A 21,500-nucleotide genomic window follows, 5' to 3' on the forward strand; every position below is an offset into this window, starting at 1 on the left:
CGCCGCGCCTGCCGGGAGTCCTCCGGGCAGGCGCCCTGTTTGTGAACGGCCCGTTGCGGGGCCTGTGGTGTGAACGGCCCGCGGACGGGCCTTTTGAATGGAAGGCATGACAGCCTTGACCAGCGTTATCACCTCCAGCCTGACTGGCAGCCTGACCGACAGCTCCACCGCTTCGACGGAAGTGGAGAACCGCGATCTCGCCTGCGCCACCCGCGTCCTGCGGACGGAGGCCGATGCGCTGATCGCGCTGGCCGGCAGCCTTGATGGGGAGTTCCTGCGGGCGCTCGACATCCTGCAGGGCATCGAAGGCCGCGTCGTCGTCACCGGCATGGGCAAGTCGGGCCATGTCGCCCGCAAGATCGCCGCGACCATGGCTTCCACCGGTACGCCCGCCTTCTTCGTCCATCCGGGCGAGGCCAGCCACGGCGACCTCGGCATGATCGCCAGGATCGACGCGGTGGTGGCGCTCTCCAACTCCGGCGAGACGCACGAGCTGGCGGACATCATCGCCTACACCCGCCGCTTCGGCATCCCGCTGATCGGGATGACGCGCCGCGCCGCCTCCTCGCTGGCCGAACAGTCGGACGTGGCGCTGGTGGTCCCGCCGGAGCCGGAAGCCTGCCCGCTGGGGCTGGCGCCCACCACCTCCACCACGATGATGCTGGCGCTGGGCGACGCGCTGGCGGTGGCTCTGCTGGAGCGGCGCGGCTTCTCCGCCGCCGATTTCCGCGAGTTCCACCCCGGCGGCCAGTTGGGCCGCGCATTGCTGAAGGTCACTGACATCATGCACAAGGGCGATGATTTGCCCCTGTGCCGCCTTGACTCGCCGCTGTCCGACGTCATCTTCGAGATGACGGCCAAGCGGCTGGGCTGCGTCGGGGTGACCGACGAAGCCGGGGCGCTGGTCGGGATCATCACCGACGGCGACCTGCGCCGTCATCTGACGCCGGAGCTTCTGGCGGAACGCGCGGACAGCATCATGTCGCCGCGGCCCAAGACCATCCGCCCGAAGGCGTTGATCGTCGAAGCGCTGCGCGAGATGAACGACAAGAAGATCACCACCCTGTTCGTGATCGAGGCAGACCGGCCGCTCGGCATCGTGCACATCCACGATGTCCTGCGCGCCGGTGCCGCCTGACGCCGTTCCCACCCATCATGGAAGCCAAGCGCCGAGCCGGAGGGACGAAGAGTTGAGCCTGGACGACCTGCGCAGCCCCGACCGTACAGCAACTGGCCGCACCGCACCCGCCCCGACCGCCGGCGGGCAGGGTGGGGCCAAGCCCGCCCCGGTTCACGCCCTGGCGGAGCCGCCGGCGGTTCTGCGGGCGCACCGGCGGCGCGACACCCGTCCGGTCAGCCGGGTCTACAGCCGCTTCGTCTCGGCCATGAAGTTCGTGCTGCCGGCGGCGGCGCTGGCGATGGTGGCTCTGCTGGCCGCCTGGCCGTCGCTGAACAGCCCACCGACGCCGCGCGTCTCCGCCGACGCCGGGCAGAGCGAGATGCTGAAGCCGCGCTATTTCAGCCTGGACGAACACAACCAGCCCTTCTCGCTGGTGGCGGCCAAGGCCGACAAGTCGGCTGACCAGCCCGACATCGTCCTGCTGGACGAACCGCAGGCGGAAATGACCGAGAGCACCGGCACCTGGGTGACGATGCGCTCCGACAAGGGCTGGTACAACCAGAGCACCGGCATCCTGCTGATGCGCGGCAACGTCCATGTCCTGCGCGACGACGGCAACGAGTTCACCACCAGCGAGGCCGAGGCCGACATCCGCAAGGGCAACGCCTGGGGCGAGCAGGCGGTGACCGGCCAGGGTCCGCAGGGCGAGATCAACGCCAAGGGCTTCCGCATGACGGACCGCGGCAAGAACGTTGTCTTCCTCAACCAGTCGAAGGCCGAGGTCCAGGCCGCCGAGCGCCCCGGGAGCAAGAAGCCGTGACGTCCAAACGGTCGCCATTCCGTACCGCCCCATTTCGTATTGCCCTGACCCTGTCGGCCATCCTGGCCGGCGGGTTTTTCTCTTTCCTACCTCTGGTTCCGGGGCAGGCCTTCGCCCAGGGGCTGCCCGGCATGGGCGGCAAGCAGCCGGTGGAGATCAACGCCGATCAAGCGATCGAATGGCACCAGGACGTCCGCGCCTATGTGGCGCGCGGCAACGCGTCGGCCAAGCGCAACGACTCGACCGTCTTCGCCGACGTGCTGACCGCCTATTACCGCGAGGTGCCCGGCAAGGGGAACGAGGTGTTCCAGCTGGTGGCCGACGGCAATGTCCGCATCGTCAGCCCGACCCAGCAGGTGTTCGGCGACCATGCCGTCTATGACGTCGACAAGCAGGTGGCCGTCGTCACCGGCAAGGACCTGAAGCTGGTCACCACCAAGGACGTGGTCACCGCCCGCGACAGCCTGGAATATTACGAGGCGCAGGACCTGACCGTGGCGCGCGGCGACGCGGTGGCGGTGCGCGGCAACGACCGGCTGCGCGCCGACGTGCTGATCGGCCGGCTGAAGAAGATGCCGGACGGCACCACCCAGATGGAGCGGATCGACGGATCCGGCAACATCGTCGTCACCACACCGACCGACGTGGCGCTGGCCGACAAGCTGGTCTATTCCGTCGCCGACAACGTCGCGGTGCTGATGGGCAACGTCAAGATCACCCGCGGCGACAACCAGCTGAACGGCGAAGCCGCCGAGATGAACATGAACACCAAGATCAACCGCGTCATCGCCGGCCGCGATGCCGGCGGCCGGGTCAGCGGCCTGCTGATTCCCGGCGAAAAAAATGAGGGCGGCAAGAGCGCCGCCGCGGGCAAGAAGCCGTGACCGTGCTGACCGCGAACGGACCCGGCGCCGCACCCGCCGGCAGCAGCCCCACGGCATCCGCCCCGACCGAAGGGCTGGTGGCGCAGCATCTCGGCAAGTCGTTCAAGAAGCGGCCGGTGGTGCGCGACGTCTCCATCAGCGTCCAGCGCGGCGAGGCGGTCGGGCTGCTCGGCCCCAACGGCGCCGGCAAGACCACCTGCTTCTACATGATCACCGGCCTGATCGCCGCCGACTCCGGCACGATCACGCTGGACGGCCAGGACATCACGGCGTTGCCGATGTACCGCCGCGCCCGGCTCGGCATCGGCTATCTGCCGCAGGAGGCCTCGATCTTCCGCGGCATGACGGTGGAGAACAACATCCGCTCGGTGCTGGAGGTGGTGGAGAGCGACCGCGACGCGCGCGAGGCGATGCTGGACGAGCTGCTGGCCGAATTCTCGGTCACGCATCTCCGCCGCTCCCCCGCCCTGGCGCTGTCGGGCGGCGAGCGGCGGCGCGTGGAGATCGCCCGCGCGCTGGCCGGCCAGCCGCACTTCATCCTGCTGGACGAACCGCTGGCGGGCATCGACCCCATAGCCGTGAACGACATCCGCGAGCTGGTCGGCCATCTGCGCGACCGCGGCATCGGCGTGCTGATCACCGACCACAACGTGCGTGAAACGCTCGACCTCGTCGATCGGGCATACATTTTGCACGATGGTGTGGTACTAATGGAGGGACGGCCGGACGAGATCGTGGCGCACGAGGGCGTGCGCCGGGTCTATCTCGGCGACCGGTTCAGTCTGTAGCCCTCCGTTCCCACTGGTCCCGGTTCCACAGCCATGGCGCTTGCTCAACGTCTCGACCTTCGACAAGCCCAGACACTGGTGATGACGCCGCAGCTGCAGCAGGCCATCAAGCTGCTGCAGCTGTCGAACATCGAACTGTCGGACTTCGTCGACCGCGAGATCGAGCAGAACCCGCTGCTGGAGCGTGACAGCGGCCCGAGCGACGGCGGCAGCGATCCCGTTGTCGGCGACGGTGCCGGCGGCGAGGCGCCGGGCGGGCTGGACGGCCCCGGCGGCATGGAGGCGAACGGCCTCAGCATCGACGGACTGAACGGCCGCGACGACGGGCCGGCGCTGGCGCCGAGCGACGGGCGCACCCGTGACACCGTGGAGATGACCTCGTCGGACACGATGGCCTCCTCGTCGGAGGCGCCGCTCGACACCGATTTCGAGAATGTCTATGGCGACGACCGCTTTTCCGACGGCTCGGACGGCGGCAGCGAGGTCTACGGCTCCTATGGCGAGCGTGGCGGCCGCAGCGGCTTCGACGATGACGACAGCAACCTCGAAGCGACGCTGACCAGCGAAAAGAATCTGCGCGACCATCTGACCGAACAGCTGAAGATCGACCTGCCCGACCTCGGCGACCAGCTGATCGGGCTGGCCCTGATCGACATGCTGGACGAGGCCGGCTGGCTGGTCGGCTTCGACGCCCAGGCGATGGCCGAACAGCTGGGCTGCGACGTGGAGCGGGTGGAGCGGGTGCTGGCCGCCTGCCAGCGCTTCGACCCGCCCGGCATCTTCGCCCGGTCGCTGAAGGAATGTCTGGCGATCCAGCTGCGCGAGAAGAACCGGCTCGACCCGGCGATGGCGGCCCTGCTCGACAATCTGGAGCTTCTGGCCGCGCGCAACCTGCCGGCCATCATGAAGGTCTGCGGCGTTGACGCCGAGGACGTCGCCGACATGGTCGTCGACATCCGCAAGCTGAACCCGAAGCCGGCGCTGGCCTTCGACCATACCCCGGCCCAGCTGGTCACCCCCGACATCCTGATGCGGGCCAATCCCGGCGGCGGCTGGCTGATCGACCTGAATCCGGACACGCTGCCGCGCGTGCTGGTCAACCACCGCTATTTCGCCCGCATCTCCGACAGCGCCCGCAACAAGGCCGACAAGGAATACATCTCCGAACGCTTCCAGTCGGCGAACTGGCTGGTGAAGTCGCTGCACCAGCGTGCCACCACCATCCTGAAGGTGGCGAGCGAGATCATCCGCCAGCAGGACGCCTTCTTCATCCATGGTGTTTCGCACCTGCGGCCGCTGATCCTGCGCGATATTGCCGAAGCCATCGGCATGCATGAGAGCACCGTCAGCCGCGTCACCACCAACAAGTTCATGGCGACGCCGCGCGGCGTCTTCGAGCTGAAATACTTTTTCACTTCCGCCATCCAGGGTGCGGACGGCCAGGCTTCCCATTCCGCGGAAGCGGTTCGGCACCGCATCAAGACCATGATCGATGCGGAAAAGCCGGACGACGTGCTGTCCGACGACAAACTGGTGGAGATTCTCCGTGCGGAAGGGATCGACATTGCGCGGCGGACGGTCGCGAAGTATCGTGAAGCTATGAAAATACCGTCATCGGTGCAGCGACGACGTGCCAAGATGTCACGCATGTAGGCGGGTCGGGCGGGGGAGGGCTCGATTGACAGTCCGGTGACCCTTGCTTATCGTCCCGGCCCGCAAGCGGCGGACCAGCAACTTCGAACCCGGCATCTTCGAACGTCGTGTCTACACCGTCCCCAGCGGACCAATATTGGAAACGTTCCACCATGCAACTCTCCGTCAAAGGCAAGCAGCTCGATGTGGGCGACGCTCTGCGCACCCATGTGGCCGATAGCCTGAACGCCGTGGTCGGCAAGTACTTCGACAAGCCGATCGAGGCGAATGTCGTCCTGACCAAGGACGCGCATCTCTACAAGGCCGACATCCAGGTCCATGTGGGCCGCGGCATCGTCCTGCAGAGTGCCGGCGACGCCACCGAACCCTACCCGGCCTTCGACATCGCCTGCGAGAAGCTGGCCAAGCGCCTGCGCCGCTACAAGCGCCGCCTGCGCGACCACCACGCCGTCGAGAACGGCGCCGCCGTCCCGGCCAGCTACCGCGTGCTGGAAGCCGAGACCGAGGAGCATCACGACGAGGCCGAGGCTGCCGGCGACGGCGTCGCCAACCCGATGGTCGTCGCCGAGATGGAGACGAGCATCGCCACCCTGTCGGTCAGCGAGGCGGTGATGCGTCTTGAACTGGCGCAGGCCCCCGCCCTGATGTTCCACAACGGTGCGCATGGCCGCCTGAACATGGTCTATCGCCGCGCCGACGGGAACATCGGCTGGGTCGATCCGGCGGAGAAGGCCGGCGCCTGACGGCGCCGACCCGTCCTCCTGGTCAAGAAGCGTCCATGCTCGACCTCATCTCTCCGCACGCCATCCTCCCGAACCTGAAGGCCGGCAACAAGAAGCAGGCCCTACAGGAGATGGCGCGCAAAGCGTCCGAGCTGACCGGTCAGCACGAGCGGGCGATCTTCGACGTGCTTCTGGAGCGCGAAAGGCTGGGCACGACCGGCGTGGGCCATGGCATCGCCATCCCGCACGGCAAGCTGTCCAGCCTGGACCGCGTCCATGGCGTCTTCGCCCGCCTGGAGCGGCCCATCGATTTCGACGCGATCGATGAGCAGCCGGTCGACCTGATCTTCCTCCTCCTCGCCCCGGAGCAGGCGGGAGCCGACCATCTGAAGGCGCTCGCCCGCGTCTCGCGCCTTTTGCGGGACCAGTCCATGTGCGAGAAGCTGCGCGGAGCCGAATCCGGCGACGCGATGTACGCGCTCCTGACCCAGCACGAGCCGACCCCGTCCAACTGACGGGCCGCCGGTGAGGGGCACAGCATGCCGAAAGGGCCGCCGCACGGGACCGTGCGCGGCCCTTTTTCTTTGGCGGCGGATGAGCCAAATGGTGTGGGGCCGGATGGGCTGGTACACTGGGCTACACCACCGACGGGAGGCCAAGACCATGGGAAGCGCACAGCGCAGACCCTGGATTTCGCCGCAGGATTACCTCGCTGCCGAGCGGGTCGCAGAGGTCCGCCACGAATATGTCGACGGCGAGATCTTCGCCATGGTCGGGGCGAGCCTCAACCATGCGCGGATCGTGGCACGTCTCGGGCACGCGATCCGGCAGGCGGCGCTGCGCCGGGGATGTGACGCATTCACCAACGATGTGAAGGTTCGGGTGGAGGCGGCGAACGCCTACTACTATCCCGACATCGTGGCGACCTGCGCCGCCGATGACGATCCCTATGTCGTCAAGGACCCGGTCCTGATCGTGGAAGTGCTGTCCGACAGCACCGAGTCCATCGACCGCCGCGAGAAGCGGACCAACTACCAGAAGATCCCGTCCCTGCGCGAAATCGTCCTCGTCTCGCAGCCAGAGCGTCTGGTCGAGGTCTACCGCCGCGATGGCAGCGGCTGGACCGTCGATGTGGTGCGCGAGGGTCCGGTCATGATGGCCGCGTTGGACCTCTCACTGCCGTTGGACGCGGTGTACGAGGACTGAAGGCGATCACGGGAACCGCCGGCTGGACCGGTTTCATGTTAGCCACACCGCAAGCCGCCCTGCTTGCTGTCTTCACAGGCGAGGCGGTACTGCGTGTGCGCGAGTGACGCCAGCCCGATCAGAAATACGGCGAAAAACCACCGATAAGGTTGTTTCCGTTTGAGGGCTCCCCATCTTCATGGCACGTTGGAGATATATCGACGAAGCGTAAACCAACCTACGCCCTGGCTAGCTTTCAGGCAGTGGTTGCCCACGAGATCAAATCGCGGGGCGATAACGGGGTGATTACCGGCAGTGCAATCAGGGGCGCTCGCTCCATAGGTCTTGGTATTTCCCAGATGGGCAACGTTATTGCTTCACTTACTACAAGACACTTCAATCATTCTGTGACCACCATTGGCAACAGTAAGGAATGGCAGGACGTTTATCATTTTCCATATGAAGACAACTTAACGATCTATATCAAGTTTCGTGCCGACGCTGTGTGCGAGTTCCGCCTACTGTCGTTCAAGGAAAAGGACGAGAGATCATGATGATAACCAACACCGACAATGCAAAGCAGAAGCCGCATTGTGATTGTGGTTGCGAAATGGTCCGAGATAGCCGGCCTATGGAATTCACATATCGCGACCAGTCAATCACTCTGGATCAACCCGCTTGGTACTGTACCTCGTGCGGAGAAAGCCTGCTGTCTGTCTCAGACAGTCTTGCGACGGAGGCGGCATTTATGGACTTCAAGGCCGTTGTCGATGGCTCGTTGCCCGCTGCCGAGGTGAAGCGAATCCGGAAAAAACTTCGGTTGACGCAGGACGAGGCCGGCAGACGGCTCGGTGGCGGACCCGCTGCTTTCAACAAATACGAAAAGCGTCGAGAAGTCCCCTCGCGAGCCATGGCCAATCTGCTCAGGCTCCTGGATCGAGATCCGAGCCGGCTGAATGAACTCGCTCCCACCGACAAATCGGCGGCGTAATTTTGGAGCTTGGCTACGCCCAATGGCCGCCGACTCAGTGTCGGCAGCCATTGGTGTTTTAGACCTGTATGCCGATTCTAATGACTGCCCCTCACCCCCGCTCGGCCCATCCCATGTAGTTCACGTCCAGATCGCGCGGGTTCAGCCGGAACTCGTCGCTCAGCGGGTTGTACGTGATGCCGGTCAGGTCGCGTACGCTCAGCCCGTACGTGCGTACGGCGGCGTTCAGTTCGGATGGGCGCAGGAACTGGCGCCAGTTGTGGGTGCCACGTGGCAGCCAGCGCAGGATGTACTCCGCCCCGACGATGGCGAGAGCGAAGGACTTCGGCGTGCGGTTCAGCGTCGCCAGGAACAGCACGCCGCCGGGGGCCAGCAGGTCGGACAGTGACTTCAAGAACAGGGGCACGTCGGCGACATGCTCGATCACTTCCATCGCCAGCACCACGTCGAACGTCTCGCCGCTGGCGGCCAGAGCCTCGGCGGTGGTGGCGCGGTAGTCGACGGTCGTGCCGGTCTCGGCGGCGTGGGTGGCGGCGGTCTTGATGTTCTTCTCCGACGCATCGACGCCGACCACCGTGGCGCCCATCCGCGCGATCGGCTCGGCCAGCAGGCCGCCGCCGCAGCCGATGTCGACCACGCGCAGGCCCGACAGCGCGTTCGGCGCCAGCGGGTCGCGGCCCAGCCGCTTGCACACCTCATCGCGGATGTAGGTCAGGCGCAGCGGGTTCAGCCGGTGCAGCGGCTTGAACTTGCCGGTCGGGTCCCACCATTCGGCGGCGATGGCGGAGAAGCGGGCGACATCCTCCGGGTCCACGGTTCCACCGCCGATCCCACCGGCAGGAGCGGTTGCGGACGCATGCGGGAAGGCGGAGGATGAGGCGGTCATGGTGAAAATCCGTAAACTGTGAGGCGGGACGGGTGCGGGCAACTTGCCTCGCTTCCACCGACGGAGTATGGATACGCCGCCCCGCGCCGGCAACGGTGGAGCGGGGGTGCGCTCAGCCGACCCGCATGATCCAGAGGACATGACCGGGCGGCCAGACATGGTGTGAGGTATGGCGCGGATCGTCCTGAAGTTCGGAGGCACGTCGGTCGGCGACATCGACCGCATCAAGAACGTGGCCCGGAAGGTCGAGCAAGAGGTGAAGGCGGGGCATCAGGTCGCCGTCGTCGTGTCGGCGATGTCCGGCGTGACCAACCAGCTCGTCAAATACTGCAACGACATCGACAAGCTGCACGACGCGCGCGAATATGACGCAGTCGTCGCCAGCGGCGAGCAGGTGACCTCCGGTCTCCTGGCCATCGCCCTGCAGTCGCTCGGCATTCCCGCCCGCTCCTGGGCCGGCTGGCAGGTGCCGATCCGCACCGACGACACGCACGGCAAGGCGCGCATCGTCTCCATCGACACCACCGAGATGGAAAAGTCCCTGCAGACCGGCGAAGTCGCCGTGGTCGCGGGCTTCCAGGGCGTGTCGGAACAGGGCCGCATCGCCACGCTGGGCCGCGGCGGTTCGGACACCTCGGCGGTGGCGCTGGCGGCGGCGGTCAAGGCCGACCGCTGCGACATCTACACCGACGTCGACGGCGTCTACACCACCGACCCGCGCATCGTCTCCAAGGCGCGCAAGCTCGACAAGATCACCTACGAGGAAATGCTGGAGATGGCCTCGCAGGGGGCCAAGGTGCTTCAGACCCGCTCGGTCGAGATGGCGATGAACCACCGCGTGCGCGTGCAGGTGCTGTCGAGCTTCGAAGCCGCTGCGGGCAGTTCGCTTCCCGGAACCCTGGTTGTTGACGAGGACGAGATCGTGGAAAAGGAAGTTGTTAGCGGCATCGCCTACAGCCGCGACGAGGCGAAGATCACCCTGGTGGGCGTCGCCGACCGGCCGGGCGTCGCCGCCGCCATCTTCGGTCCGCTGACCGACAACGCCGTCAACGTCGACATGATCGTCCAGAACGTGTCGGAAGACGGCAAGTCCACCGACATGACCTTCACCGTCGGCAAGGCCGATCTGGCCCGCGCCGTGAAGGTGCTGGAGGACGCGCAGTCCACCCTGAACTACAAGCGCATCATTTCCGATGCCAACGTTGTCAAGGTGTCGGTCATCGGCGTCGGCATGCGCAGCCATGCCGGCGTCGCCCAGCGCATGTTCAAGGCGCTGGCCGACAAGGGCATCAACATCCAGGTCATCTCGACCTCGGAGATCAAGATTTCGGTCCTGATCGCCGAGGAGTATGCGGAGCTGGCGCTGCGCGCCCTGCACACCGCCTACGGCCTGGACGCCGCCTGAGCGCAGGTGGCGACCCGGGTGCCGGGGATCGCAACAGCAGGGGAGGGCCGGCCATGACCGACGCCACATCATACGCGGCGGCAGCATCGGCCCGGCTCGACCGACTCTGGAAACGGGGCCGGGAGTTTCTCGGCACCCGAACCGCCGTGATGGGCGGAGCCATGAGCTGGGTGTCCGAACGGCATCTGGTCTCCGCCATCTCCAATGCCGGCGGCTTCGGCGTGCTGGCCTGCGGCTCCATGGCCCCGGACCAGTTGGCGGTGGAGATCGCCGGCACCCGGGCGCTGACCGACAAGCCGTTCGGCGTCAATCTCATCAACATGCATCCGGCGCTGGACCAGCTGATCGACGTCTGCCGCGAGCAGCGCGTCGGCCATGTGGTCGTCGCCGGCGGCCTGCCGTCCGGCGCCACCCTGCGGCGGATCAAGGACGGCGGAGCCAAGGCGATGGCCTTCGCGCCGACGCTGACCGCCGGCCGGCGGCTGGCGAAGCACGGCGCCGACGCGCTGGTGATCGAGGGAACCGAGGCCGGCGGCCATATCGGCCCGGTCTCCACCACCGTGCTGGCCCAGGAAATCCTGCCCGAGCTGCGCGAGGTGCCGGTGTTCGTCGCCGGCGGCGTCGGCCGGGGAGAGACGATCCTCTCCTATCTGGAGCTGGGGGCGGCCGGCGTGCAGGTCGGCACCCGCTTCGTCTGCGCCACCGAATGCGTGGCCCATCCCAATTTCAAGCAGGCCTTCATCCGGGCGTCGGCCCGCGATGCCCAGCCGTCCGTGCAGATCGACCCGCGCTTCCCCGTCATCCCAGTGCGGGCGCTGGCGAACGAGGCGTCCAAGCGCTTCATGGAATTCCAGCGCGATGTCATCGCCAGGGTCGATTCCGGCGTCATGAGCCGCGACGAAGGCATGCTGGAGATCGAGCATTTCTGGGCCGGGGCTCTGCGCCGAGCGGTGATCGAGGGCGACGTGGAGAACGGCTCCCTGATGGCCGGGCAGAGCGTCGGGCTGGTCACCCGCGAACAACCGGTGGCCGACATCCTGGCCGAATTGATCGCCCAGGCGGAATCGGCGCTGGCCCGGCGGGCGATGGATGAGGCATCGTTGACGGGATTGGGGAGCCTGATGGCGGAGCCGCCCGTGGGAGCGCTGTAGCGACATGACCGACACCCTCGACACGGCAACCGGTGGCGGCGGTATGGAGGGGGGAATGGACGTCCGTTTCGACGGCACCTCGTCACGCCGGCTGCTCGCCCGGCTGCGCGACATCATGGCCGGGTCGGGGACGGGGCAGGACCGGCTGGACAAGATCGTCACGCTGATCGCGGCGGAGATGAAGGCGGACGTCTGCTCCTGCTACGTCATGCGCGCCGGCGAGGTGCTGGAGCTGTTCTCCACCGAGGGCCTGAACAAGACCGCCGTCCACAACACCCGTCTGCGCGTGGGCGAGGGCATCGTCGGCTACATCGCCGGCCATGCCCGCCCGGTGGCGCTGGACAACGCCCCCTCCCACCCCAGTTTCGCCTACCGCCCGGAGACGGGGGAGGACCCGTTCCAGTCGCTGGCCGGCGTGCCGATCCTGCGCGGCAGCAAGGTGCGCGGCGTGCTGGTGATCCAGCACAAGGACCGCCGCCGCTATGTCGAGGAGGAGGTTGAAACCCTCCAGACCATCGCCATGGTCGTCGCCGAGCTGGTGGCGCAGAGCGAGCTGGTCAATCCGGTGGAGGTCACCACCACCGGCGACCCCGTGCTGCTGCCGGCCCGGCTGTCGGGCACGGCGATGAGCGCCGGGCTGGCCATCGGCCTCGCCGTCATCCACCGGCCGCAGCTGACCGTCCGCCAGATGGTGGCGGAGGATGCCGACGCCGAGCTGGAGCGCTTCAACACCGCGCTGCAGACCATGCACAGCGCCATCGACGACCTGCTGGAAGCGGCGTCGCTGGCGGGGCTCAGCGAACCGCGCGACATCCTGGAGACCTACCGGATGTTCGCCGAGGACCGCGGCTGGCTGTCGCGCATCCGCGAGGCGATCCGCGTCGGCCTGACGGCGGAGGCGGCGGTGCAGCAGGTGCAGAACGACACCCGCGCCCGCATGAGCCACCTGACCGATCCCTACATCCGGGAACGGTTGATGGATTTCGAGGACCTGACCAACAGGTTGCTGCAACATCTGGCCGGCAAGACCAGCGGCACCGACGGCGCCACCCTGCCGGACGACATGATCCTGGTCGCCCGTTCCATGGGTCCGGCGGAACTGCTGGATTACGACCGCACCCGCCTGCGCGGCCTGCTGCTGGAGGAAGGGTCGCCGGCCAGCCATGTCTGCATCGTCGCCCGCGCGCTGAACATCCCGGTGGTACAGGCGAGCGATGCGCTGAACCGGATCGAGCCGCTGGACCAGTTGATCGTCGACGGCGACCACGGGCAGGTCTTCATCCGCCCGGCCGAAGACATCCAGATGGCCTTCGGCGAAGCGGTCGCGTTGCAGCACCGCAAGGAGCAGATGTATGCGGAGATCCGCAAATTCCCGTCGGTGACGCGCGACGGGGTGCCGATCTCCATGCATCTGAACTGCGGCCTGCTGATCGACCTGCCGCACCTGACCGCCAGCGGGGCGGAGGGCGTCGGGCTCTACCGCACCGAAATCCCCTTCATGGTGCGCGCCTCCTACCCTGACGTGAAGGCGCAGACCGACCTCTATTCCCGCATCATGGATGAGGTCGGCGAGAAGCCGATCGTCTTCCGCACGCTGGATGTCGGCGGCGACAAGATGCTGCCCTACATGACCGGCGGCGAGGAGGAGAACCCGGCGCTGGGCTGGCGCGCCGTGCGCATCGGGCTCGACCACCCGTCGCTGCTGCGCCAGCAGTTGCGCGCCCTGCTGCAGGCCGCCGCCGGCCGGCCGCTGTCGGTGATGTTCCCGATGATCGCCGAGGTCGCCGAGTTCGACGGCGCCCGCCGCCTGCTGGAGCTGGAGCTGAAGCGGCTGGCCGCCCAGGGCATCGAGCCGCCCAGCAGCCTGCGCGTCGGCACGATGCTGGAGGTACCGTCGCTGTTGTGGCAACTTCCGGCGCTGCTGCCCAAGCTGGATTTCCTGTCGGTCGGATCCAACGACCTGACCCAGTATCTGTTCGCCGCCGACCGCGGCAACCCGCGCACCTCGACCCGTTACGACCCGCTGTCGCCGTCGATGCTGTGCGTGCTGCGCCGGCTGGTCGACGAATGCGCCCGGCACAAGGTGTCGCTCAGCATCTGTGGCGAGATGGCCGGCCGGCCGCTCGATGCCATGGCGCTGATCGGCGTCGGCTTCCGCACTTTGTCGATGTCGCCGCCGTCGGTCGGCCCGGTGAAGACGATGCTGCGCTCGCTCGAGGTGGCGGCGCTGCGGGATTACATGAGCGGGCTCTATACCGGGGCCGACCACAGCCTGCGCGACAAGTTGAAGACCTTTGCCAAGGACCATGGCGTGATCATCTGAGGGGCGCTTTCCCCCTTGGCCCGGGATGACGCCGGTCCGGGTTGATTGCGGTTCCGCCGTCAGTGGCTGAACTCCCCTCTCGCCATGGCGAGGTGGTGCATCTGGTGGTGGGCTCCCTGAGCCATGATGCCGATGAACCCGAGCCCCCGGATATGGGCCGTCTGCTTCGGGTCGGCGGCGGTGACGGTCAGCGAGATGCCGTTCGGCAGGGGCTCGGCCTTGACGGTCCAGCCGTTCGTGCCATCGATCTCATGAGCGTGCGCCGGGACCATGCGGCGGATCGCTTCCAGGGTCCGCCCGTCGCCGGTGACGGCATAGGTGGCTCCGCCGTCCACCGGCGTCGCCACGGCCGTCGCGTTGAGTGTGACTTCGTTCATGTCGACGAGGTGCCGGCGCAGCGCCTCGATGTCCACCCGGGACCAGTCGGTGGCCGGGTCGGCCTCCAGGATGCGGACGATCTCCTGAATGGTGCCGAAGGCATCCTGGCCGGGCATGGTCGGGACCACGCCGGATGGCGGCATGGCGGTGCCGGTATGCTGGGTGCCATGATGGGCGGCGTGGTCCATCGGCATTGCGGTCTGAGCCGCGGCGGTCCCAAATCCCATGCCAAGTCCGACGCTGAGTCCAACGGCGGTGACGAGGGCGAGGGTGGCGGCGGTACGGATCGGCATGGGATCCTCCTGGTGGGTGACTTTCTCGGACGGTAGCCGGACTCCCTGCGACGCCATATGATTGCGATCATATGGCCGAGAATTCCGGGTGAGGCGGTTTTGGGAAAGCTGGGGGCAAGCGCATGGGTCGGGCTCGTCGAACCGCAACGGCTCCATCGCCGATGCCTGAAGCTGGGCGAGGCGTTGTTCCGGCAGGGCGATCCGACCGTGGCGGTCTTTCATGTCGGCCGGGGCCGGGTGCGCCTCGTGCGGCACCTCGAGGATGGTTCGTCGGTGACGCTGCACGTTGCCCGCGCCGGTGAGAGTTTTGCCGAGGCCGCCCTGTGGGCGGAGGCCTACCACTGCGATGGCGTCGCCGAGACGCCATCCGAGATCACGGTGATCCCGAAGCCGGACCTGCTCGCCGCCCTGGAAGACAACCCACAGGCCGCGCTTGCGCTGGCCCGTGGGCTTGCATCTCATGTCCGCGACCTGCGCAGCCGGCTGGAACTGCGGAACATCCGGTCGGCGCCGGAGCGGGTCGTGGCGTGGCTTCGACTCCAGGTGTCGGGCGATCCGCCGATGCTGCGGCTCGACCGGCCTTGGACGGAAATCGCCGCCGAGATCGGACTGACGCATGAGGCCCTCTACCGGACCTTGGCCGTCTTGGAGCGCACGGGGCGGCTTGTCCGGGAGGACGGGGTGGTGACGCTCTCCGCCGGTTCAGGAGCGATCGAGGATGCCGGCCGAAAGGATCGATGACCAACCGGGCGCAAGCCGCCGTGCCGCAGCCGTTCAGCCCCGGTGCGCCTTCCGCCCGACGGCGACCAGCACCGCGGCGAGCACCAGGAACAGCAGGGCGCCGCCGCCCCAGACCCGGACGTAACCGGGCATCCCGAGGCTCGGCACCAGGGCGTAGACGGCGGCGAGCACCGCCCATACGGCGGCGATGACGACAACGAGCCAGAGCTCTTCGTTCAGTTTCATGACGGCTCTCCCGCGCTCAATGGCCGTGCCCGCCGCCGATGGCGATGATCGGCAGCGACTGGATCAGCTGGAACGCGACGATGGTGAAGACGTACATGGCGGCGACCAGCGCCGCGACCGACAGCGGCCCGGTCCACGCCGGCACCGCGCCGATCCCGTGCGATCCGGTCCGCCAATCGACCACCGGCGCCTGCTCGATCGACGGGCGCAGCGACAGCAGCGTGCGGACGACGCCGTAAACGCTGACCGAGATGGCGATGGCGAAGATTGTGGCGCCGACGCCGACCAGGGCCATCAGCACCGGCCATGCCGCCGGGGCCATGCCGCCGTAACTGAGGTCGAAGACCCGGCGCGGCACGCCCATGAAGCCGGCGGTGATGCCGGCCCCGCCAAAGATCAGCAGGCCGACGGTCACGAAAGCCGGCATGCGCCGCAGCAGCTCCGGGCGCCACAGGCTGCCTCCGCCGAGTGCCGGCAGGATCATCATCAGCGCGGCCAGGAAGGTCTGGGTCAGCACGCCGACGGCGAAGAAATGGAAATAGCCGGGCACGAAGAAGGTGTCCGACAGCATCGGCGCCAGCTTCTCCTGGATCAGGACGAAGGCGAAGGTGATGCCCAGCATCATGTTCACCACCGCCCAGCCCATGTTGGCCATCGCCGGGTTGCGCCAGGGCAGCCCCCGCATCCAGCCGAAGAAGCCGGTGGCGCCGCGCGCGCGGGCGCTGGCTTCCAGCGAGGAGACGATGATGGCGAAGGCCGCCAGGGTCGGCACCGAGACGAACAGCGACAGCAGCGAGCCGACGACCCGGACGCTCTCCGACAGGGTCGGCTCCAGGAACATGTGGTAGAGGCTGGTCGGCGGTACGAACACCAGATAGGCTGCGAAGACGATCTTCGACAGGCGCGCGCCGTGGATGGATTTCACCCCGGTCAGCTGCTCGCTCAGCACGTACCACACCAGCACGGTCGCCATCAGCGGCAGATAGTGCAGGTTGTGGAACAGGATGTGCCATTCGGTGCCGTGGTCGGCCGGGAACGGTCCCGCGCCGAGCGCCCACAACACGCCGGGCAGGAAGGCGTTGGTCGCGGCGATCGCGCTGACGACCAGGAAGCCGGCCCAGGCAAACAGGGCGAAGCCGATGGAGGTGAAGGCGTCCGCCTCGCCGCGCAGCCGGGGCTGGAGCACGGTCGCGATGCCGCTGATGGCGGACGCCACCAGACCTGCCGAGAGCAGCAGGTAGCCGAGCGCGAAGACCCCGACGGAGCGTGGATCGTCCGCGGCCAGTTCCGGGCTGCCGTCATAGAGCAGCGGCGTGCCGGTGGCCGAGATCCACTCGCTGACGCCGAAGCCGGCCAGCATCAGGGCGGCACCGACCCAGGCGAGGGGGCGAAGGGCGAGGCCCCGGCCGTTCTCGGCCGCCGCCAGCACCAGCAGCAGGGCCGCCTGGATCAGGTAGAGCCAGTAGAAGAACACGGACACGCCGTGCAGGGTCAGGATGCGGTAGGCGTCATCCGGAAAAAAGGTGAGCGCCCCGGCTCGGGCGAGCGCGGTCGCGAAGCCGCCAACCAGCCCCAGCACGAGCGCCAGCAGGGCGGCACCGAACAGCAACGTGAGAAGGGCCTTGTCGGCCGACGGCAGGGAGGCGACGCGCGCGGTCAGGCGCGAGGCCGTGCTGGCCGGGGCGACGGAGGTCGAGAGGGTATCCATGCTGTGAGTCCTCCCCGGGTCAGCCGACGATGATGCGGCCGTGCATGGCGTCATGCGCCTGGCCGCAATAGACGGTGCAGTAGACGAGGTACTCGCCCGGCTTGGTGAAGGTGATCGTCTGCTCGGTCACGACGTTCGGCCGCAGGCGGATGATGCGGCTGGCAGCCCCCAACTGGATCGACGCACCATGCGTGATGTCGTCCGCCATCATGCGGAACTGGTACGGCACACCTGCCTTGAGCCGGAGGACGTCCGGGCTGTAGGCGAATTTCTGCGCCATCAGGTAGACGTCGACCGGCTCGACGGACGCCATCTCCGCACCGTGGTCGTGGCCGATATCGGCATGACCATGGCCGCCGTGTGCGTCGCCGCCATGGGCGTCCGCATCGGCGTGCGGGTTCACGCTTCCGTCCTTCTGCGCGTATTTCCGGACGAAGACGTCGTGCCCGAAGCGGAACTCCTCGGGCGCCATGCCCTCGGCCGCGCCGTGGCCGCCATGGCCGTGGGCGCCGGCTTCCGGAGCGGCGTCCTTGTGTCCAGTGTGTCCGCCGAAGGGAAGCGGGGCGGCGCCATAGGCTGCCCAGGCGCCGTACAGGGAGACGGCGCCGAAACCCAGCGCGGCGATGAAGCCGCGGCGGGTCGTGAAATGCCTCTCGGACATGATGAGAGTCCTCTGATCGCGTGGTCGGAATCGCTCGCGCACGCCGCCGGTCAGGCGGCGCATGGCCGGGCGTCCGACGCAGGCGTCAGAGCGCGCGGCCGATCAGAGGCTGGTCTTCGGAGGGGGCGTGTCCGGTGTGATGTCCCGGGCGTTCGGGACGAAGCCGGCCCGCGGGTGCCAGGATGCTTCGACCATGGTCACAGGGATGGCGACGCTGTGCCGGGCCGGAGCCTCGGCCGCCGGGCAGCAGGTCGCCGCGACGGCGAGAGCGGCCTTGTGGTGGCTCTGTGATGGTGACGAAGGGGACGGGGTGTGATGAGAGCCGTGATGACCCATCGAGCCGGCCGGCATGTCCACATTTGCCCCCACATGCGCCACGGCTCCGCCCACCGCGCCCATCAGGAGCGCGAAGGCGAACGCCAGAATGGCGAAGATGTGGCCCAACCGCTTCATGCCAACCATTGCTTCGAACGACCCGGATCCAGTCCGGGCCGGCACAACCATAGTCGCATCTGTGGGAACGGCCATTGATGTCCGTCAACCGACGCCGCCGATCGACCGGCGTTGCCATCGAGCGCTTTTGATAGTGACCCTCCCACCGCTGGAGGGTCGATGTTCGCCTGACGCGGCCGGTCGTCGAGACGAACGTGCCGTTGCAGGGACCAGGGAATGGTCTTACGGTTGTAGGAGGGGCCGGTGGGCGCGCAGATGCCGTCCGGCCTCGGGCAAGGAAGGCAATCGCCATGTGGCGTGGGGATTGGTCGACGGTGAGGAGGGCGGTGGTGAGCCTGCTGATGCTGGCCACGCTGGTCGTCTATGCCGCGCCGGGCCACGCCAGTCTGCCGCCTCACCAGCACTCCCCGGCGCCTCATGAGGATGCGCTGGTCGACACGCACGGCGATGGTGTCGCCGCGGTGGCAGATCATGAGCATATGCAGGATCTCTGCAAGCACCTTGGTGTGCGCGGTGACGATGCCTGCTGTAGCGTCACCCAGTGCGCGACCATGCACTGCGCCCTCCCTGTCGATGCCGTCGCAGCCTTCATTCCGGTCATCGACCGGGCGGACCATCTGCCTGCCCTGGCCACGCCCGAAGGCATCGGCAGCGACCCCGCACTGCGTCCCCCCTCTCTGATCCTCTGACGCCACGAGTCTGTCCGCGTCCAACCTGAGCTTCGGCTCGGCGAAGGACGCCGACGGAACTCGTGCGCTCGGCCTTTTTGTCCCCGGCGCTCCCACGTGGAGTCCGGCCGGGATGGCTCGAACCAGATGATCAGGAGGACGCCATGTCGTCATTCACCCGCAAGATGCTTCCGGCCTTTGCGCTCGTCGCCATGATGTCGGCTGCCCAGGCCCAGACCGCCGCCACTCCCGACCAAGGCCAGGATCACCAGGCCCACCACCCCGCCGGCGCCACGACCACCCAGGCCCAGCCCGCTCCGGTCCCGACGCCTGCCCAGCCGTCCCAGGGCGGCCAACCCGCGATGCCCGGCATGATGATGAACATGGACCAGATGCGCCCGATGATGGGCGGCATGATGGGGCAGCAGAGCGGCCAATCCAACATGATGGGTGCAGGCATGATGGGGCCGGGCATGATGGAGCAGATGATGCCCATGATGCGCCAGATGATGATGGGACAGCAGGGTGGCATGAACGCTATGGGCGCCATGGGCCTGCCGTTCGAGCATGTCGAGGGCCGCATCGCCTTCCTGAAGGCGGAGCTTGGGATCACCGACGCCCAGGCGCCGCAGTGGAACGCCTTCGCCGACACCCTGCGGTCGAACGCCAAGGCCCATCAGGCCATGCACGAGCAGATGACCAAGGGCGGCATGCCGTCCGCGTGGCCGGACCGGCTGGCCGTCCGGCAGAAGGTCCTGGAGACCCGGCTCGACGCCATGAAGGCCATTGAGGCCGCCGCCAAGCCGCTCTATGCCGTGCTGACCGACGACCAGAAGAAGGCCGCCGATCGGCTGTTCGCCAGCCCGATGGGAATGATGTGAGGAGGCACCCGGCACGGGCCTGCCGCCGCGGTTGGGGCGGGGACCCGGAAGCCGTTACGGTCGTCATGGTCAACGCAGGGATCGAGCACCATGCCGATGGCCCGTCTCGATGAACGGCAGCGCCGCCGCCACAAGCTCCGGAACCTGGGGCAATCCATCCTGCTGGTGGGCAGCCTGGGTCTGCTCGTGGCGGCGATCGGCTGGCTGCTCTCCGGATGGTTCGGCGTCGTCTGGTCAGCCATCCTCATCGGTGCGACGGTGGCGTTCAGCCCGACCGTTTCGCCGCGGACGATCCTGCGGCTCTACGGAGCCCGGCGCCTCGGCCCTTACGACCTTCCCGAGGTCCAGCAGGCCACCCGGCTGCTGGCCCGGCGCGCCGGGCTGCCCAGCGTTCCCGAGTTGCATTATCTGGCGACTCCGGTGCCGAACGCCTTCACGGTCGGCTCCTCGCGCGGCAGCGCCATCGTCCTGACCGACGGGTTGCTGCGAACGATGAGCCTGCGCGAACTGACGGGGATCCTGGCCCACGAGATCAGCCATGTCCGCAACCACGATCTCTGGACCATGGGTTTGGCCGACATCATCAGCCGGGTCACCAGCGCCATGGCGACGACCGGGGCCGTCCTTCTGCTCCTGAGCCTGCCGCAGACGATGGAGCGGCACGGCACGGTCAACTGGCCGCTGATCGTGCTTCTTTGGGCGGCACCCCCCATCAACACGCTCATTCAGCTGCGGCTCTCGCGCACTCGGGAGTTCGACGCCGATCTGGATGCCGCCGCCTTGACCGGCGACCCGGAGGGGCTGGCATTTGCCTTGGCGAAGCTCCAGCGATACGATCCCGGCTTCTGGGAGCGTATTCTCTGGCCAGGACGGCGCAATCCGCATCCGTCCGTGCTGCGCACCCATCCCGAAATCGAGGAACGCATCGGGCGCCTGCTCTCGCTTCAGCAGGCCGACGAGGCGTCCCCCACCTCCGAAGCCCGCATGGTCGGGCTCCCCACCCATTGGGCGCGGCCGGGCCATCGACCCCGCTGGCGCGCATCCGGTCTCTGGCATTGAGGTTCACCATGCGTTTTTCCAGAACGGCGGCGATCGGCATAGGCTTTGCCGTGGCCGCCGTGGTCGCGGTGGCCGGCGCGATCATGCTCGTCGGCCCGAAGGCGAGCGCCGATCCGGCGGATGCCGTGCAGGTCGCCCGCGGGAAGGTGGTGTATGCCGACCAGTGCGCGACGTGCCACGGGTCCCGGCTCGAAGGCCAGACGAACTGGCAGAGCCGCAAGGCCGACGGCCGTCTGCCCGCGCCGCCTCACGACGCGTCCGGCCATACGTGGCACCACCCGGACGCGGATCTCTTCAAGATCACCAAGCAGGGCATCGCGGCCTTCGCCCCGCCCGGCTACAGCAGCGACATGCCTGCGTTCGGCGGCAAGCTGAGCGACGCCGACATCTGGGCGGTTCTCGCCTTCATCAAAAGCTCCTGGCCGGAAGACATCCGCCGCCGCCACGCCGCCATGAGCGAGCGGTCGAAGAACTGAGACGAGGCAGCGCAAACAGAACGGGCGGA

24 protein-coding genes are annotated in these 21,500 nt (G+C 67.5%); 18 read left to right on the forward strand and 6 right to left on the reverse strand.

All coding sequences use genetic code 11. From position 1 onward, the window contains the following. Positions 1 to 97: 97 nt before the first annotated feature. From M5E06_RS12870 to M5E06_RS12910, 10 genes are all read left to right on the forward strand, one after another. Positions 98 to 1,138 carry a KpsF/GutQ family sugar-phosphate isomerase gene (locus M5E06_RS12870; RefSeq protein ID WP_252138439.1) on the forward strand — a complete coding sequence of 347 codons (1,041 nt, stop codon included), beginning with the start codon at positions 98 to 100 and terminating at the stop codon, positions 1,136 to 1,138. 52 nt (positions 1,139 to 1,190) lie between these two features. Beyond that, positions 1,191 to 1,940 carry an LPS export ABC transporter periplasmic protein LptC gene (gene lptC / locus M5E06_RS12875; protein ID WP_247871209.1) on the forward strand — a complete coding sequence of 250 codons (750 nt, stop codon included), beginning with the start codon at positions 1,191 to 1,193 and terminating at the stop codon, positions 1,938 to 1,940. Continuing rightward, positions 1,937 to 2,824, forward strand: a complete 888-nt coding sequence (locus M5E06_RS12880; RefSeq protein ID WP_109152709.1) for an LptA/OstA family protein — start codon at positions 1,937 to 1,939, stop codon at positions 2,822 to 2,824. The genes lptC and M5E06_RS12880 overlap by 4 nt, the downstream gene beginning before the upstream one ends. Continuing rightward, positions 2,821 to 3,612, forward strand: coding sequence for an LPS export ABC transporter ATP-binding protein (gene lptB, locus M5E06_RS12885; protein ID WP_109152708.1), 792 nt, complete (start codon positions 2,821 to 2,823; stop codon positions 3,610 to 3,612). Before M5E06_RS12880 ends, lptB begins: the two co-directional genes overlap by 4 nt. A gap of 33 nt (positions 3,613 to 3,645) precedes the next feature. Then, a complete protein-coding gene (rpoN, locus tag M5E06_RS12890) occupies positions 3,646 to 5,265 on the forward strand; it encodes an RNA polymerase factor sigma-54 (RefSeq protein WP_252138440.1) in 1,620 nt (539 codons plus the stop codon). Between the two features lie 152 nt (positions 5,266 to 5,417). Then, on the forward strand, positions 5,418 to 6,008 hold the full coding sequence (gene hpf / locus M5E06_RS12895) for a ribosome hibernation-promoting factor, HPF/YfiA family (RefSeq protein ID WP_109152706.1): 591 nt from the start codon (positions 5,418 to 5,420) through the stop codon (positions 6,006 to 6,008). 35 nt (positions 6,009 to 6,043) lie between these two features. Continuing rightward, positions 6,044 to 6,502, forward strand: coding sequence for a PTS IIA-like nitrogen regulatory protein PtsN (gene ptsN / locus M5E06_RS12900; protein ID WP_109074398.1), 459 nt, complete (start codon positions 6,044 to 6,046; stop codon positions 6,500 to 6,502). A 148-nt stretch (positions 6,503 to 6,650) separates the two neighbouring features. Then, a complete protein-coding gene (locus M5E06_RS12905) occupies positions 6,651 to 7,193 on the forward strand; it encodes a Uma2 family endonuclease (protein WP_252138441.1) in 543 nt (180 codons plus the stop codon). 149 nt (positions 7,194 to 7,342) lie between these two features. Continuing rightward, positions 7,343 to 7,726: a type II toxin-antitoxin system MqsR family toxin gene (locus M5E06_RS35830; protein ID WP_353654321.1), complete on the forward strand. Its 384-nt coding sequence runs from the start codon at positions 7,343 to 7,345 to the stop codon at positions 7,724 to 7,726. Beyond that, positions 7,723 to 8,163, forward strand: coding sequence for a type II toxin-antitoxin system MqsA family antitoxin (locus tag M5E06_RS12910; protein WP_252138442.1), 441 nt, complete (start codon positions 7,723 to 7,725; stop codon positions 8,161 to 8,163). The genes M5E06_RS35830 and M5E06_RS12910 overlap by 4 nt, the downstream gene beginning before the upstream one ends. A 91-nt stretch (positions 8,164 to 8,254) precedes the next feature. Here M5E06_RS12910 and ubiG read toward each other — a convergent pair whose 3' ends face one another. Next, entirely contained in the window at positions 8,255 to 9,049 is a 795-nt protein-coding gene (ubiG, locus tag M5E06_RS12915) for a bifunctional 2-polyprenyl-6-hydroxyphenol methylase/3-demethylubiquinol 3-O-methyltransferase UbiG (protein WP_252138443.1), read from the reverse strand. A 169-nt stretch (positions 9,050 to 9,218) separates the two neighbouring features. Between ubiG and M5E06_RS12920 the strand changes: the two genes are divergently transcribed. Genes M5E06_RS12920 through ptsP form a run of 3 tightly spaced genes read left to right on the forward strand, consistent with a single transcriptional unit; the run spans position 9,219 to position 13,928 of the window. Next, entirely contained in the window at positions 9,219 to 10,454 is a 1,236-nt protein-coding gene (locus tag M5E06_RS12920; RefSeq protein ID WP_109152703.1) for an aspartate kinase, read from the forward strand. A 53-nt stretch (positions 10,455 to 10,507) separates the two neighbouring features. Next, positions 10,508 to 11,605, forward strand: a complete 1,098-nt coding sequence (locus M5E06_RS12925; RefSeq protein WP_252138444.1) for an NAD(P)H-dependent flavin oxidoreductase — start codon at positions 10,508 to 10,510, stop codon at positions 11,603 to 11,605. Between the two features lie 43 nt (positions 11,606 to 11,648). After that, positions 11,649 to 13,928 (forward strand): phosphoenolpyruvate--protein phosphotransferase, encoded by a 2,280-nt coding sequence (gene ptsP / locus M5E06_RS12930; RefSeq protein WP_502801977.1) that lies wholly within the window; start codon positions 11,649 to 11,651, stop codon positions 13,926 to 13,928. 59 nt (positions 13,929 to 13,987) lie between these two features. On the opposite strand, the gene M5E06_RS12935 is transcribed toward ptsP, so the two are convergent. Then, complete coding sequence (locus tag M5E06_RS12935) at positions 13,988 to 14,599, reverse strand: hypothetical protein (protein ID WP_252138446.1); 612 nt, start codon at positions 14,597 to 14,599, stop codon at positions 13,988 to 13,990. 99 nt (positions 14,600 to 14,698) lie between these two features. Between M5E06_RS12935 and M5E06_RS12940 the strand changes: the two genes are divergently transcribed. Next, positions 14,699 to 15,340 (forward strand): Crp/Fnr family transcriptional regulator, encoded by a 642-nt coding sequence (locus M5E06_RS12940; RefSeq protein WP_252138447.1) that lies wholly within the window; start codon positions 14,699 to 14,701, stop codon positions 15,338 to 15,340. Positions 15,341 to 15,373: 33 nt separating this feature from the next. Here the strand turns inward: M5E06_RS12940 and M5E06_RS12945 are convergent, their stop codons facing one another. The 4 genes from M5E06_RS12945 to M5E06_RS12960 form a co-directional block, all read right to left on the reverse strand. Further along, positions 15,374 to 15,565, reverse strand: coding sequence for a hypothetical protein (locus M5E06_RS12945; RefSeq protein ID WP_252138448.1), 192 nt, complete (start codon positions 15,563 to 15,565; stop codon positions 15,374 to 15,376). Between the two features lie 16 nt (positions 15,566 to 15,581). Further along, the gene (locus M5E06_RS12950; protein ID WP_252138449.1) at positions 15,582 to 17,273 is read right to left on the reverse strand and encodes a cbb3-type cytochrome c oxidase subunit I; all 1,692 of its coding nucleotides are present in this window, start codon (positions 17,271 to 17,273) and stop codon (positions 15,582 to 15,584) included. Positions 17,274 to 17,292: 19 nt separating this feature from the next. Continuing rightward, positions 17,293 to 17,934: a cupredoxin domain-containing protein gene (locus tag M5E06_RS12955; protein ID WP_252138450.1), complete on the reverse strand. Its 642-nt coding sequence runs from the start codon at positions 17,932 to 17,934 to the stop codon at positions 17,293 to 17,295. 102 nt (positions 17,935 to 18,036) lie between these two features. Then, positions 18,037 to 18,387, reverse strand: coding sequence for a hypothetical protein (locus M5E06_RS12960; RefSeq protein WP_252138451.1), 351 nt, complete (start codon positions 18,385 to 18,387; stop codon positions 18,037 to 18,039). Positions 18,388 to 18,716: 329 nt separating this feature from the next. Between M5E06_RS12960 and M5E06_RS12965 the strand changes: the two genes are divergently transcribed. From M5E06_RS12965 to M5E06_RS12980, 4 genes are all read left to right on the forward strand, one after another. After that, positions 18,717 to 19,076, forward strand: coding sequence for a hypothetical protein (locus M5E06_RS12965; RefSeq protein ID WP_252138452.1), 360 nt, complete (start codon positions 18,717 to 18,719; stop codon positions 19,074 to 19,076). A gap of 143 nt (positions 19,077 to 19,219) precedes the next feature. After that, on the forward strand, positions 19,220 to 19,936 hold the full coding sequence (locus M5E06_RS12970) for a Spy/CpxP family protein refolding chaperone (RefSeq protein ID WP_252138453.1): 717 nt from the start codon (positions 19,220 to 19,222) through the stop codon (positions 19,934 to 19,936). A 90-nt stretch (positions 19,937 to 20,026) separates the two neighbouring features. Then, the gene (locus M5E06_RS12975; protein WP_252138454.1) at positions 20,027 to 20,995 is read left to right on the forward strand and encodes a zinc metalloprotease HtpX; all 969 of its coding nucleotides are present in this window, start codon (positions 20,027 to 20,029) and stop codon (positions 20,993 to 20,995) included. 8 nt (positions 20,996 to 21,003) lie between these two features. After that, positions 21,004 to 21,471, forward strand: a complete 468-nt coding sequence (locus M5E06_RS12980; RefSeq protein WP_252138455.1) for a c-type cytochrome — start codon at positions 21,004 to 21,006, stop codon at positions 21,469 to 21,471. Positions 21,472 to 21,500 lie beyond the last annotated feature (29 nt).

This window comes from Azospirillum sp. A1-3 (assembly GCF_023806445.1).
Taxonomy (GTDB): domain Bacteria; phylum Pseudomonadota; class Alphaproteobacteria; order Azospirillales; family Azospirillaceae; genus Azospirillum.